The sequence below is a fragment of the Streptomyces sp. NPDC001194 genome (genome assembly GCF_042896985.1).
Lineage (GTDB): Bacteria > Actinomycetota > Actinomycetes > Streptomycetales > Streptomycetaceae > Streptomyces.
Map to the genome: position 1 here is coordinate 1 of NZ_JBIAXU010000004.1, position 13,230 is coordinate 13,230.

Genomic DNA, 13,230 nt, shown 5'->3' on the forward strand with positions numbered 1-13,230 from the left:
ATCCACCGAAGTGGACGGGGTATCAACTTCTGGCGTTGATTTTTGGCACGCTGTTGAGTTCTCAAGGAACGGACGCTTCCTTTGTACTCACCCTCAGTAACACTTACTGGGGCTTTCCTCCGGGCTTTCGTTCTTCGTTCTTGCGTTTCCGACTCTATCAGATTCAGTTCCGCTTGCTTTCCAGGGTCTTCGCTTTCGCGTTTTCCCTTTCCGGCGGCTCCGACTCTATCAGGGCTTTTCCGGCTCCCTGACCACTCACTCGATTCACCGGGAAGGCAATACGAAGAGCAGCACGGATCAAGATCTGCACTGAAGAGGAGGAATCCCGTCCATCGGATGTTCGCGAGAAGTTCACGCGGCACGTCCTGGCGGGAGTCACGACAGTACAGGGCCCTTGGTGCCCAAGCAAATCGATTCAGGCGTATGGTCTAGTCCACTACGTCGTTGCGGTCGCGTGGCGTGCTCTCCCGCAGGGGTTGCACATCGGGCGAACCGGGACGTGTCATGACATACCCTTCTGAAAGTACGTCGCCACAGCACAGATTGTGACGACGACACGTTGAAGCCCCACCCCTGGGAGGCCCCCCATGACCAGCGTGACGTCCCCACTCGCCGGACGCGCCATCGGACTCGCGGCAGTGCCCGATCCGGTGTTCTCCGGCGCAATGGTGGGTCCGGGCACCGCTATTGACCCCGTGCGCGAGCCTTCGGAGGCGGTGGCCCCCGTCGACGGTGTGGTCGTCTCCCTGCACCCGCACGCGTACGTCGTCGTGGACGGCGAAGGGCACGGTGTGCTCACCCACCTCGGGATCGACACGGTCCAGCTCAACGGCGAGGGCTTCGAGCTGCTCGTCAACAAGGGCGACACCGTGACCCGTGGCCAGGCCGTCATCCGTTGGAACCCGCAGGCCGTCGAGGACGCCGGCAAGTCGCCGGTCTGCCCCGTCGTGGCGCTCGAGGCGACCCCGGACTCCCTGTCCGCCGTCGTCGAGTCCGGTGACGTGAAGACCGACGACGCCCTGTTCAGCTGGCAGTGACCTCGTCCGCCTGCACGGGCGGGTCGGACATCCACCGCGGCGGCTGGGCCCGCCGCTCAATCGGAGACGGGTGAAATGGAGACAACGCTGCGAGGCGTCGGCGTGAGCCACGGTGTGGCGATCGGCGAGGTCCGGCACATGGGCACGGCGGTTCTCGAGCCGCCGGCCAAGCAGATCACCGCGGACGAGGCGGAGCGCGAACAGGGGCGCGCCCGCAAGGCCGTGGAGGCCGTGTCCGCCGACCTGATCGCGCGCGGCCAGCTGGCGGGCGGCGAGGCCCAGCACGTGCTGGAGGCCCAGGCGATGATCGCCACGGACCCCGAGCTGATGGCGGACGTCGACCGGCGCATCGCCGTCGGCAGCACGGCCGAGCGCGGGGTGTACGACGCGTTCGCCTCGTACCGCGACCTGCTCGCGGGGGCCGGGGAGTACATGGCCGGCCGGGTGGCCGACCTGGACGACGTACGGAACCGCATCGTGGCGCGGCTGCTGGGCGTGCCGATGCCGGGTGTGCCGGACAGCGACGAGCCGTACGTGCTGATCGCGCGGGACCTGGCTCCGGCCGACACCGCGCTGCTCGACCCGGCGCTCGTCCTCGGCTTCGTCACCGAGGAGGGCGGCCCGACCAGCCACAGCGCGATCCTCGCGCGGGCGCTGGGCGTGCCGGCGATCGTGGCGCTGCCGGGTGCGGGTGAGATCGCCGAGGGTACGGTCATCGCCGTCGACGGCAGCACCGGTGACCTGTTCGTCGAGCCGACCGCGCAGAAGCGGGCCGAGCTGGAGGCGGCGGCCGCCGAGCGCAAGGCCTCTCTCGCGGCCTCGTCCGGTCCGGGTGCGACCTCCGACGGTCACAAGGTGCCGCTGCTGGCCAACGTGGGCGGTCCGGCGGACGTGCCGGCGGCCGTGGAGGCCGGGGCCGAGGGCGTGGGTCTGTTCCGCACCGAGTTCCTGTTCCTGGACGACAGCAAGAAGGCTCCGTCCGAGGAGAAGCAGATCGAGTCGTACCGCAAGGTGCTCGAGGCCTTCCCCGAGGGCCGTGTCGTCGTACGTGTCCTGGACGCCGGCGCCGACAAGCCGCTGGACTTCCTGACGCCGGCCGACGAGCCGAACCCGGCGCTGGGCGTGCGCGGTCTGCGTTCGCTGCTGGACCACCCGGACGTGCTGCGCACGCAGCTGACCGCGCTGGCCAAGGCGGCCGCGGGTCTGCCGGTGTACCTCGAGGTCATGGCCCCGATGGTGGCCGACCGGATCGACGCGAAGGCGTTCGCCGACGCGTGCCGTGAGGCCGGGCTGCAGGCGAAGTTCGGCGCGATGGTGGAGATCCCCTCCGCCGCGCTCCGGGCACGCTCGATCCTCCAGGAGGTCGAGTTCCTGTCGCTGGGCACCAACGACCTGGCGCAGTACACGTTCGCCGCGGACCGTCAGGTCGGTGCGGTGTCGCGGCTCCAGGACCCGTGGCAGCCGGCGCTGCTCGACCTGATCGCCCTGTCGGCGGACGCGGCCAGGGCGGAGGGCAAGAGCTGCGGCGTCTGTGGCGAGGCCGCTTCCGACCCGCTGCTGGCCTGTGTGCTGACGGGTCTGGGTGTCACCTCCCTGTCGATGGGTGCCGCTTCGATTCCCTACGTGCGGGCGACGCTCGCCAAGTACACGCTGGCCCAGTGCGAGCGTGCCGCGGCCGCGGCGCGTGCGGCGGACAGCGCCGAGGAGGCCCGCGTGGCCGCCCAGGCGGTGCTGTCCGGCGAGTAGCCGGGCCAGGTGGTGTCGATCGAGGGGCCTTCGCCGGTGGCGGGGGCCCCTCGGTCGTCTCCTCCCCCGGGGACTGGTCCTAGTGGTGCGGGGTCGGGTCGTCCACCTCGTAGCCGGGGCAGTAGTCGACTCCGGATTCGGGGGCCACGGGGTCACCGGTGTCGGCATCCGTGCAGTAGGCGTTGAACACGGCCGCCGCGGAGAGCGGGACCAGGCGGCCGCGGTCCAGGCGCCAGCCGTGGACCCGGTCGCCGGATCCCTCGGTGGTGCTGCGCAGCACCAGTCCTCCGGGGCCGCCGAGGGCGAGGCCCGCGGCCAGGACGGTCACGAAGTCGAGGCTTTCGCGGCCCTCGATGCGTGGTGGGCCGTCCCGGTCCGCGGCGACCTCGGCGTGCAGGACGGCGACGAGCTGTTCGTCCTGGGCGGGGACGCTGCAGACGAGGTGGTGGTGTCCCGGCCCGGCTCCCTCGACGAGGCGGGTGAGGGCTTCGGTGGCCCGGGTGAATGAGGCGCGGCCGATGTCCTCGCCGCAGTCGGCGCAGCTGCCGACGCCGGCGAGCAGGGTGGTGGCGTACTCCCAGGTGGCCTGGCGGACGGCCTCGTCGACGAGGAGCGGGACGAGCTCGTCGATGGGCTGGCCGGTGTAGGGAAGTACGGTGCCGGCGCCGGCCAGCTCGGCGGTGAAGCGGGTACGGGCCCGGGCGCTGTCCGGGTCGATGCCGTGTTCCCTGCAGAACTCGGCGTACTCGTCGGGGTCGAAGAGGGCGACGGTGGTGTGGATGCCCTGGGCCGCGAGGGACCGGAGCAGGCCGTCGACGTGGCGGAGGTAGTCGGCGTAGTCGTCGTGGCGGCCGAAGGTGAAGCTGCGGTAGCCGCGCATGGCCGCGAAGTCCCCGGCGTCGGCCAGGAGGCCGACGGTGCCGGGGACTTCGCGGCGCAGCATGCGGCGCCGGGTGGTGCGGCCACCGGCCCGGGCGGTCCGGCCGGTGGTTTGACTGGTGTCGTGGCGTGTCCGTGGCATGGCTCCCCCTGAGTGGCGCATTCGATTGCTCACTCACGGTAACCGTGGCCACTGACAGTGACCTCAGCCGCGGGTGCGGGTGCGGGCCAGCTCCTCGTAGAAGTGCAGGAGTTCGAGGTTGTCGACCGAGCCCGGGTTGACCGCCTTCGCCATCGGGGTGCCCTGGAGCAGGCGCTTGACCGGGACCTCGATGCGCTTGCCCGTCAGGGTGTGCGGGATGGCCGGGACCTCGATGACCTCGTCGGGGACGTGGCGCGGGGAGAGCTCCTCGCGGATCGTCGCCTTGATCCGGCCCCGGAGGTCGTCGTCGAGCGTCGCGCCGGGCGCGAGGTGGACGAACAGCGGCATCCAGTAGCCCCCGTTCGGCTCCTCCAGGCCGATGACCAGGGACTCCTTGATTTCGGGGAGGCGTTCGACGGCCTCGTAGATGTCGGCGGACCCCATCCGGACGCCCTGCCGGTTCAGCGTGGAGTCGGAGCGACCGTGGATGACGACGGAACCGCGGTCGGTGATCGTGATCCAGTCCCCGTGGCGCCAGACGCCGGGGAACATCTCGAAGTAGCTGTCGCGGTAGCGGCTGCCGTCCGGGTCGTTCCAGAAGTGGATCGGCATGGAGGGCATCGGGTTGGTGACGACGAGCTCGCCCACCTCGCCGGTCAGCGGCTTGCCGGACGGGTCCCAGGCCTGGAGGTCGGTGCCGAGGCAGGCGGCCTGGAGCTCGCCGATGTGGACGGGGAGGGTGGGGACGGCTCCGGCGAAGCAGCTGCAGACGTCGGTGCCGCCGCTGACGGAGGCGATCCAGAGGTCTTCCGCCACCTCGTCGTGCAGCCAGCGGAACCCGTCGGGCGGGAGCGGCGAACCCGTGGTGGCCACGCACTTCACGGCGGAGAGGTCGAAGTCCCGGCCGGGGTGCACCCCCGCCTTGCGGCAGGCCATGACGTACGCGGCGGAGGTCCCGTACAGGGTGGCCCCGGTCCGCTCGGCGATCCGCCACTGGGCCCCGGTGTCGGGGTAGCCGGGGCTGCCGTCGTACAGGACGACCGTCGTCCCGGTGAGCAGGCCGGAGACGAGGAAGTTCCACATCATCCAGCCGGTGGAGGTGTACCAGAAGAACCGGTCCTCGGGGCCGAGGTCGCAGTGGAGGCCGAGCTGCTTCAGGTGCTCCAGCAGGATGCCGCCCTGGGACTGCACGATCGCCTTGGGCAGGCCCGTCGTACCGGAGGAGTAGAGCACCCACAGCGGGTGGTCGAACGGGACCGGCTCGAAGACGGGCTCGGCGGTGCCGGAGACCAGGTCCGACCAGACGACGGCGCCTTCGGGGGCCGGCGTGCCGAGCAGCGGGATGTGCACGACGGCGCGCAGCGAGGGGAGCTCGGCGCGCAGCTCGGCGACGGTGTCGCGGCGGTCGTGCTCCTTGCCGCCGTAGCGGTATCCGTCGACGGTGAACAGGACCACGGGCTCGACCTGCTGGAAGCGGTCGAGGACGCTGCGGGCGCCGAAGTCGGGGGCGCAGGAGGTCCACACGGCGCCCACGGCGGCGGTGGCGAGGAGCGCGGCGACGGCCTCGGGGATGTTGGGGAGGTAGCCGCTCACCCGGTCGCCGGGGCGTACGCCGAGGGCGCGCAGCTCGGCGGCGAGTGCGCCGACCTGGCGGCGGAGCTCGGCCCAGGTGACGGGGGTCGCCTCGTGGGTCTCGTCCACGTGGAGGAGTGCGGCGTCGTCCGCGCGCGCCGGGTCCTCGGCGGCGCGCAGGGCGTGCTCGGCGTAGTTGAGGGTGGCGCCCGGGAACCAGTGCGCGCCGGGCATCGAGCGGTCTGCGAGGACGGATTCGTACGGGGTGGTGAACCGGACGTCGAACCACTCGGCGACGGCCTGCCAGAAGATGTCGAGCTCGTCGACGGACCAGCGGTGCAGGGCGGGGTAGCCGCCGTCCGCGGGGGCGCCGAACCGGTCCGCCGCCCAGGCCTGGAAGGCGGTGATGCGGGCCGCGGCGATCCGGTCGGGGCCCGGGGACCAGAGGGCTTCCGGCGGGGTGGCTGAGGTCATGGGTCGGCTCCCGGTCAAGTCTGCGGCTCGCGCGTCGTGTGCGTGATGTGTGCGGGGGGGGGTGCGTTCGGCGCCGTCGTGCGGTGGGTGTGCGCGGCGGCCCACAGGGACGATGCCACGTGATCCACCTCCGCACCAGGGGCCTCTTGGACGAGTGAACGGAAGTTGAACGCCGCCCGCTCGCCGGGCGGCCGGTGGCAGGGTGAGCAGCATGAACGGTCGTGAGCTGGCGCGTGCGGTGAAGGAACTCGGTACGGAGCGCGGGCGGCGCGCGTGGCGCTCGGCCTGGCGCCACCGGCGCGCGGACGCGCTGGGGCTCCCGCGCCGGGGCGCGGAGCGGGCCCGCGTGCCGGGTCTGCTGACCGGTACGGAGCCGCGGCCAGGCGGTGGGGTGCTGCGGTTCGCCCGCTCGGAGCTGCTCGTGCGGGTCACGGTCGGCGGCGCGGTGTTCTGGGGCTGGGACGGGGCCGGGCCGACGCCCTCGTACGCGCTGGTCGGCAACGGCCCCGAGCCCGATCCGCGGGCCGCCCTGGAACCGGACACCGGCGGCGGCTGGCGGGTGGTCTCCGAGCGGGTGACGGTGGCGGTGTCCCGGCACGGGGCGATCGAGGTCCGCACGCCCGGCGGGACGGTGCTGCGCAGGGAGCTGCCGCCGCGCTGGTGGGAGCCGGTGGAGCCGGTCGCCGGGGAGCCGGTGGAGTCGCGCTGGCTGCAGCGGTCGGAGGTGCCGGCGGACGCCCGGTTCTTCGGGCTGGGCGGGCGGGCCGGCGGGCCGCGGCTGCGGGACGGGGTGTACCGGCTGTGGAACACGGACCCCAAGGGCGGCTTCGGGCCGGGCGACGACCCGCTGTACATCACGATGCCGGTGCAGATGGTGGTCGCGGACGCGGGGACCCACCTGGTGTTCCACGACAACCCGTGGGACGGGCGGGTGGCGCTGCGCGAGGGCGAGGAGGGCGCCGGCTCGGGCGCGGACCGGCCGGGGACGGGTGAGCTGCGCATGGAGGGCGGGCCGCTGCGGTGCTGGGTGCTGGTGGGGACGCCGGCCCGGGTGCTGCAGGGCTGGTCGGGGCTGACCGGCGGGGCCGCCGTACCGCCCGAGTGGGCGCTCGGGTACCAGCACGCGCGCTGGGGGTTCGGGAGTGCGCAGGAGGTGCGGCGGGTGGTGTCGGGCTACACCGCGCGCGGGCTCCCGCTGTCGGCCGTGCACCTGGACATCGACCACTACGACGGGCACCGCGTGTTCACGGTGGACAAGGAGCGGTTCCCCGACCTGCCGGGGCTGGCGCGGGAGCTGGCGGACCAGGGCGTACGGCTGGTGTCGATCGTCGACCCGGCGGTGAAGGCGGGCGACGCCGTCCACGCGTCGGGCCTGGCGGTGGGGGCGGGCGGGGCCTTCGTACGGGACGCCCGGGGGCAGGAGGTGCGGGGCGAGGTCTGGCCCGGCGAGTGCGCGTACCCGGACTTCACGGATCCGGCGGTGCGCACCTGGTGGGGCGGGCTGTACCGGGAGCGGCTGGAGCAGGGCTTCGCCGGGGTGTGGCACGACATGAACGAGCCGGTGTCCTTTGCTCCGTTCGGGGACATGACGCTGCCCCGTTCGGCGCGGCACGCGATGGACGGGGCGGGCGGGGACCACCGCTGCGCGCACAACGTGTACGCGCTCGGGATGGCGCGGGCGGGCTGGGAGGGGCTGGTCCGGCTGCGACCGGCCGAGCGGCCGTTCCTCTTCTCCCGGTCGGGGTGGGCGGGGATGCAGAGGTACGGGGGCACCTGGTCGGGGGATGTGGAGACGGGCTGGGAGGGGCTGCGGGCCTCGCTGGCGCTGGTGCTGGGGCTCGGTCTGTGCGGGGTGCCGTACTCGGGGCCGGACGTCGGCGGTTTCGGGGGTTCGCCCTCGCCGGAGCTGTATCTGCGGTGGCTGCAGCTGGGCTCGTACCTGCCGCTGTTCCGGACCCACTCGGCGATCTGGGCGGGGCGTCGGGAGCCGTGGGAGTTCGGGCCGGAGGTGGAGGAGCGGGCCCGGGAGGTGCTGGCGGAGCGGGAGCGGCTGCGGCCGTACTTCCTGACGCTGGCCCAGCTGGCGCGGCGGACGGGGGCCCCGTACGTGCGGCCGCTGTGGTGGGGGGCGCCGGAGGACCGGGCGCTGCGGGACTGCGGGGACGCGTTCCTGCTCGGGGACGCGCTGCTGGTGGCACCGGTGCTGGAGTGCGGGGCGGACCGGCGGGCGGTGCGGCTGCCGCGGGGGCGCTGGTACGACACCGCGACGGGGCAGGCGTACGAGGGCCCCGGGCAGGTCCTGCTGGACGCGCCGCCGGGCCGGATCCCGGTGCTGGCCCGCGCCGGGGCGGTGCTGCCGGTGCGCTCCGCCGGCGGCGGGGTCGGCTTGGAGGCGTGGGCTCCGGCGCGGGGGCGCACCGGCGGCGGGGTGGTGATCCGGGATCCGGGGCCGGGGTTCGAGCCGGGCGGGGTCGAGCGGTACGCGGTGCGGTGGGCGGGGGACGCGGTGGTGGTGGAGACGGAGGCCGGGGATCCGGTGGAGGGGGTGGAGGTACGGGGACTCGGACCCGGCCGCGGGGGCCCTTCCGGGGCGGCTCCCGAAGAGGCTTCCGGTCCCTCAGGTCCTTCCGGTCCCTCAGGTCCTTCCGGTCCTTCCGGTCCTTCCGGTCCTTCCGGGTCCGGCGAACGCCTTCCGGGGCGGCTCTAGTTCCGCCCTAGGCCGCCGGAAGATCCTGCTCCTGTGCGGCGCACCTGCCGTGCTGCCGTTGGAGCCGTTCGGTCGGGGGGTCTGTGATGGTCTTGGCGAGCCCGGCGAGGCCCGCGCGGACGCACGTGTCCGGGCTGCGGGCGTTGCGCCGTCCACGCCGATGGGACGTCGCACCGGGAGCCGAAGTCGTGGGCGCCTGCCAGTTGCTCCTGGCGTGGGGGCTGCTCGTCGCGAGCCGGCGGGAACTCCCGGCCGGATCCCTGGTGGTGTTCGGGATCGGGTCGGTCGCCGCGGTGGCGGTGGGATTCCTGCACGGATGGCTGCTCGTCAAGCCGGCCGCGGTACTGGGACGCCTGACGGCCCGTCTGACGGCGTGGCCGCAGCCGGTCGCGGTCCTCGTCCTGCTGGTGCCGGTCTCGGCGCCGCCTGCCCTGCTGGTCCGCGGGTGGCTGAGCGACCACGTGGCGGCGGCTCCCGGATTCGGTTTGCTCTGGTCGGCCGCGGTGGCGAGCGCGCTGCTCCCGATGGCCGCCGGGGCGTGCCTGCGGGTCCGGCCGGTGCCGTTGAAGGCGTTGTGGGGGCGGGGTCTGGCGGTGACGGCGGTCGCCCTGGCGGTGGTGGCGCTGACGGGGCTCGTGCGGGGCCTCGGAGGGTGACCGGCAGGCGGGCTCCCGGATGGATTCCCGCCGTCAGCCGCCGTCAGCCGCCGTAGCGTCCCGCGAACCAGGCCGCCGTGGCCCGGGTGTGGAGGGGGAAGGCCAGTTCCGCCGGCGTGCGCAGGACGTGCCAGCCCGAGGTCTCGTCCGTCGGGGCCGAGGGCGGGAGGGAGGCCGTCGGACGGGGCGGCAGCAGGCCGAAGAGCAGCAGGTGGCCCGCCGGGGAGCTCATGGCGTCGGCCAGGGTGACCTCCGAGGCCGGGGCGTGGATGCCCGTCTCCTCGCGCAGCTCGCGGACGACCGCCTCGCGCCAGTCCTCGCCGAAGTCCATGAAGCCGCCGGGCAGGGCGATGCCCCCGAGGGCCGGCTCGATGGTGCGGGTGATCACCACCAGTCCGGTGCCCGCCTCGTCCTCGACCGGGAGCAGCGTGACGGCCACCGGAAGCGGGTTGCGGTAGGTGACGGCCCCGCAGGAGGCGCAGATGCGGGGCCAGGCGGTCGTGTCGAACGGTGCTCCGCAGGTGGAGCAGTGCGAGTCCCTCTGCTGTGCCGGCATGGGGCGATCGTATGCCAAGGGGTGTGCGGACGAGCGCGGTTGCAGCGCAGGTCCTCGGGCTTCGCGGTCCCTGTCGCCCCGGGCCCCCCGTGAGTACCGTGCCCGCATGACTTTCGCTTCGTACGAGGAGTTCTGGCCCTACTACGTCGCCCAGCACTCCCGCGCCGCCACCCGCTGGATCCACCTCACCGGCACCCTGACGGGGCTCGCCCTGACCGCGTACGGCTTGGCGCGGGGCCGGAGGCGGTTCCTCGCCGCGCTGCCCGTGATCGGGTACGGGACGGCCTGGCCGGCCCATTTCCTGATCGAGGGGAACAACCCGGCCACCTTCGGACATCCGGCGTGGTCGCTGCGCGGGGACGCGCAGATGATCCGGATGATGCTGGCCGGGCGCGACGCGGAGCTGGGCGAGATCGCGCAGAAGTGGCTTGCCGAGAACCCGTGCCAGGACTGCCCGCCCGTGACAGACTTCTGACGATCCGTCAGATGACTGGACCGGCTGGGGAGGGGTTCCCTTGGGACGTACACGCACACCCGTCGTGAGCGGGTGGTTCACCGAGCACGGACCGGAGGGCGGCGGCTTCCGGCTGCTCGGCACCCGGTGTTCCGCCTGCACCGCGGTGTTCTTCCCGCGCGAGGACGCGTACTGCCGCAATCCGCACTGCCCCGGCGGCGGACAGCTCGCCGAGGTGCCGCTGTCCCCGCGCGGCCGGGTGTGGTCGTACACCGACGGGCGGTACCGGCCGCCCGCGCCCTACGCCTCCGATCCGGACGCGCCCTGGGAGCCGTACACCCTCGTCGCGGTGGAGCTGGAGGCCGAGGGGATGGTCGTGCTCGGGCAGACGGCTCCCGGGGTGACGGTCGCCGATCTGGCGGTCGGGATGGAGGTCGAGGTGGTCGGCGGCGTGCTGAACGAGGACGCCGAGACCGGGACCGTGTGGACCACTTGGCGGTTCAGGCCGACGGGAGGCACCGCGTGAGCGCCGACATCGCCGTCCTCGGGGCCGGAATGCACCCCTGGGGCAAATGGGGCCGCAGCTTCGTCGAGTACGGGCGGGCCGCGGCCCGCACCGCGCTGGCCGACGCCGGGCTGGAATGGGCCGACGTCCAGTCGATCGTCGGCGCCGACACCGTGCGCTCCGGCTACCCCGGCTACGTGGCAGGCGCGACCTTCGCCCGGGCCCTGGGCTGGCAGGGCGCACGGGTGACCAGCGTGTACGCGGCCTGCGCCTCCGGCGCCCAGGCCATCGGGGCGGCGCGGGCGCAGATCCTGGCCGGGCTGGCCGACGTCGTCCTGGTGGTCGGCGCGGACGCGGCGCCCAAGGGGTTCTTCGCCCCGGCGGGCGGGGACCGGCCGGACGATCCGGACTGGCTGCGCTTCCGCGTGCTGGGCGCCACGAACCCGGCGTACTTCGCCCTCTACGCGCGCCGCCGGATGGCCGTGTACGGGGACACGCAGGAGGACTTCGCGCAGGTGAAGGTGAAGAACGCCGCGGCCGGCGCCCTGAACCCGCTCGCCCGGTACCGCAAGCCGGTCACGGCCGAGGAGGTCGCGCGGTCGGCGACCGTCGCCGATCCGCTGCGGCTGCTCGACATCTGCGCCACCTCGGACGGGGGCGCGGCGCTGGTCCTGAGCAGCATGGACTTCGCGCGCTCGCGCGGGGTCGGCGATCCGGTGCGGATCCGGGCGGTGTCGACGGTGACGCCGACGTATCCGCGTACGGTCCTCGACCTCCCGGACATCGCCACCGACTCGGTGACCGCCGTACGGCCGGCGCCGGGCTCGTTCCGCTCGTCGATCGCGCGGGCCGCGTACGAGGAGGCCGGGCTCGGGCCGGGAGACCTCTCGCTCGCCGAGGTGTACGACCTCTCCACCGCCCTGGAGCTGGAGTGGTACGAGGACATCGGCCTGTGCGCCGAGGGCGAGGGGGCCAAGCTGGTACGGGAGGGCGCGACGTCGCTCGGCGGGCGGGTCCCGGTCAACGCCAGCGGCGGCCTGGCCTCGTTCGGCGAGGCGGTGCCGGCGCAGGCCATCGCCCAGGTGTGCGAGCTGACCTGGCAGCTGCGCGGCACGGCCGGGGACCGGCAGGTGCCGGGGGCCCGGGCGGGGATCACCGCGAACCAGGGGCTGTTCGGGCACGGATCGGCCGTCGTCGCGGTGCGGTGACGGGAGTCGGCGGAGGGGCCGTCCCGTGACGCCGGCGGCCACGCCGGGGTGACGGCTGCCGCCGGGCGGCGACCCTGAACAGGTGCTGTTGTCGGAACGCTTGACGGCCCCGGGAGGCGGGTTCACACTCGCTCCACAGCCTCCCGGCCGCGCACGACGCCCCGGAGGCCCTCCATCCCCCCATGAGAGCCGCGGCCCGTACCCCAGTCGGCGGGGGTACGGGCCGCCTCCCGTGCGCCGGGGGGCTCAGGTCCCCGCGGTCAGGCTCCGGCGGCGGGCCCGCGCCAGCGACATCGCGTGTTCCACGACCCCCACCAGCACGTCCTTGACGGACTCGCGGTCCCGGGCGTCGCACAGCAGCACCGGTACCTCGGGGTCGAGGTCCAGCGCCTCCCGCACGGTCACCACCGGATGGCGTTCGGCGCCGTCGAAGCAGTTGACGGCGACCGTGAAGGGGATCCCCCGCCGCTCGAAGTAGTCGACGGCGGCGAAGCAGTCGGCGAGGCGGCGGGTGTCGGCGAGGACCACGGCGCCGAGCGCGCCCTGGGCGAGCTCGTCCCACAGGAACCAGAAGCGGTCCTGTCCGGGCGTGCCGAACAGGTACAGCACCAGGTCCTCGCGCAGCGTGATGCGGCCGAAGTCCATCGCCACGGTCGTGGTGCTCTTGCCCTCGACTCCCCCGGTGTCGTCGATGCCGATGCCGGGCTCCGACAGCACTTCCTCGGTCCGCAGCGGTCTGATCTCGCTCACCGCACTGACCAGGGTGGTCTTTCCCACCCCGAAGCCGCCCGCGACCAGGATCTTCAGGGTCAGCGGCTCGACCGGTGACACGGCATGCATGGCACCGGTGCGGCTAGAGCGCCCGAAGGCCATCGATCACCTCACGCAGAATGGATTCATCGGGCAGTTCGGCCGGGGGTACCGGCCGGTTCACATGGATCAGTTCCTCGTCGGCCAGGTCGCCGATCAGGACGCGTACGACCCCGACCGCGAGGTCGAGTTCGGCCGCGAGTTCGGCGACCGACTGCGGCCGCTCCCGGCACAGCCCGAGGATGTGGGAGTGCTCGGGGGACAGGGTCAGGTCCCAGACCGGATCGTCGGCCGCCGGTTCGGCGACGACGAGCGCGATCAGGTCCAGTCGGTGCTGGCCGGCGTGGCTGGTCCGGCCGCGGGTCATGGCGTACGGGCGTACGACGGGGCCGGCCTCGTCGTCGAACCAGTGAGGGTGGGCGGGGTCGTGCGACCGGCCTGGATCGTTCTCGGCCGGATCGTTCTGGCCTGGATCGCTCATACC

13 protein-coding genes are annotated in these 13,230 nt (G+C 73.3%); 8 read left to right on the top strand and 5 right to left on the bottom strand.

Annotated features, from left to right (window positions below; genetic code table 11):
• The 3 genes from ACFY1T_RS11140 to ptsP all read left to right on the top strand — a co-directional run.
• On the top strand, positions 1-251 hold a 251-nt coding region (locus ACFY1T_RS11140; RefSeq protein ID WP_390787911.1), incomplete at its 5' end, for a hypothetical protein.
• 336 nt (positions 252-587) lie between these two features.
• Complete coding sequence (locus ACFY1T_RS11145; RefSeq protein ID WP_390787912.1) at positions 588-1,037, top strand: PTS glucose transporter subunit IIA; 450 nt, start codon at positions 588-590, stop codon at positions 1,035-1,037.
• Positions 1,038-1,112: 75 nt separating this feature from the next.
• Positions 1,113-2,783, top strand: coding sequence for a phosphoenolpyruvate--protein phosphotransferase (ptsP, locus tag ACFY1T_RS11150; RefSeq protein ID WP_390787913.1), 1,671 nt, complete (start codon positions 1,113-1,115; stop codon positions 2,781-2,783).
• Positions 2,784-2,862: 79 nt separating this feature from the next.
• Here ptsP and ACFY1T_RS11155 read toward each other — a convergent pair whose 3' ends face one another.
• Both ACFY1T_RS11155 and ACFY1T_RS11160 read right to left on the bottom strand, forming a co-directional pair.
• On the bottom strand, positions 2,863-3,804 hold the full coding sequence (locus ACFY1T_RS11155; protein ID WP_390787914.1) for a hypothetical protein: 942 nt from the start codon (positions 3,802-3,804) through the stop codon (positions 2,863-2,865).
• Between the two features lie 63 nt (positions 3,805-3,867).
• Positions 3,868-5,850 carry an acetoacetate--CoA ligase gene (locus ACFY1T_RS11160; RefSeq protein WP_390787915.1) on the bottom strand — a complete coding sequence of 661 codons (1,983 nt, stop codon included), beginning with the start codon at positions 5,848-5,850 and terminating at the stop codon, positions 3,868-3,870.
• 211 nt (positions 5,851-6,061) lie between these two features.
• On the opposite strand from ACFY1T_RS11160, the gene ACFY1T_RS11165 reads away from it, so the two are divergent.
• Positions 6,062-8,557: a TIM-barrel domain-containing protein gene (locus tag ACFY1T_RS11165; protein ID WP_390787916.1), complete on the top strand. Its 2,496-nt coding sequence runs from the start codon at positions 6,062-6,064 to the stop codon at positions 8,555-8,557.
• Positions 8,558-8,745: 188 nt separating this feature from the next.
• On the top strand, positions 8,746-9,213 hold the full coding sequence (locus ACFY1T_RS11170) for a hypothetical protein (protein WP_390787917.1): 468 nt from the start codon (positions 8,746-8,748) through the stop codon (positions 9,211-9,213).
• A 43-nt stretch (positions 9,214-9,256) separates the two neighbouring features.
• Here ACFY1T_RS11170 and ACFY1T_RS11175 read toward each other — a convergent pair whose 3' ends face one another.
• Complete coding sequence (locus ACFY1T_RS11175; RefSeq protein WP_390787918.1) at positions 9,257-9,769, bottom strand: NUDIX domain-containing protein; 513 nt, start codon at positions 9,767-9,769, stop codon at positions 9,257-9,259.
• Between the two features lie 106 nt (positions 9,770-9,875).
• On the opposite strand from ACFY1T_RS11175, the gene ACFY1T_RS11180 reads away from it, so the two are divergent.
• The 3 genes from ACFY1T_RS11180 to ACFY1T_RS11190 are packed head-to-tail and all read left to right on the top strand — an operon-like array spanning position 9,876 to position 11,936.
• Entirely contained in the window at positions 9,876-10,244 is a 369-nt protein-coding gene (locus ACFY1T_RS11180; protein WP_030871939.1) for a DUF962 domain-containing protein, read from the top strand.
• A 40-nt stretch (positions 10,245-10,284) separates the two neighbouring features.
• Positions 10,285-10,749, top strand: coding sequence for a Zn-ribbon domain-containing OB-fold protein (locus ACFY1T_RS11185; protein ID WP_390787919.1), 465 nt, complete (start codon positions 10,285-10,287; stop codon positions 10,747-10,749).
• A complete protein-coding gene (locus ACFY1T_RS11190) occupies positions 10,746-11,936 on the top strand; it encodes a lipid-transfer protein (protein ID WP_390787920.1) in 1,191 nt (396 codons plus the stop codon). Before ACFY1T_RS11185 ends, ACFY1T_RS11190 begins: the two co-directional genes overlap by 4 nt.
• Positions 11,937-12,182: 246 nt before the next feature.
• Here the strand turns inward: ACFY1T_RS11190 and ACFY1T_RS11195 are convergent, their stop codons facing one another.
• A complete protein-coding gene (locus ACFY1T_RS11195; protein ID WP_030871931.1) occupies positions 12,183-12,809 on the bottom strand; it encodes an ATP/GTP-binding protein in 627 nt (208 codons plus the stop codon).
• Positions 12,790-13,227 carry a DUF742 domain-containing protein gene (locus ACFY1T_RS11200; RefSeq protein WP_030871927.1) on the bottom strand — a complete coding sequence of 146 codons (438 nt, stop codon included), beginning with the start codon at positions 13,225-13,227 and terminating at the stop codon, positions 12,790-12,792. The genes ACFY1T_RS11195 and ACFY1T_RS11200 overlap by 20 nt, the downstream gene beginning before the upstream one ends.
• Positions 13,228-13,230 lie beyond the last annotated feature (3 nt).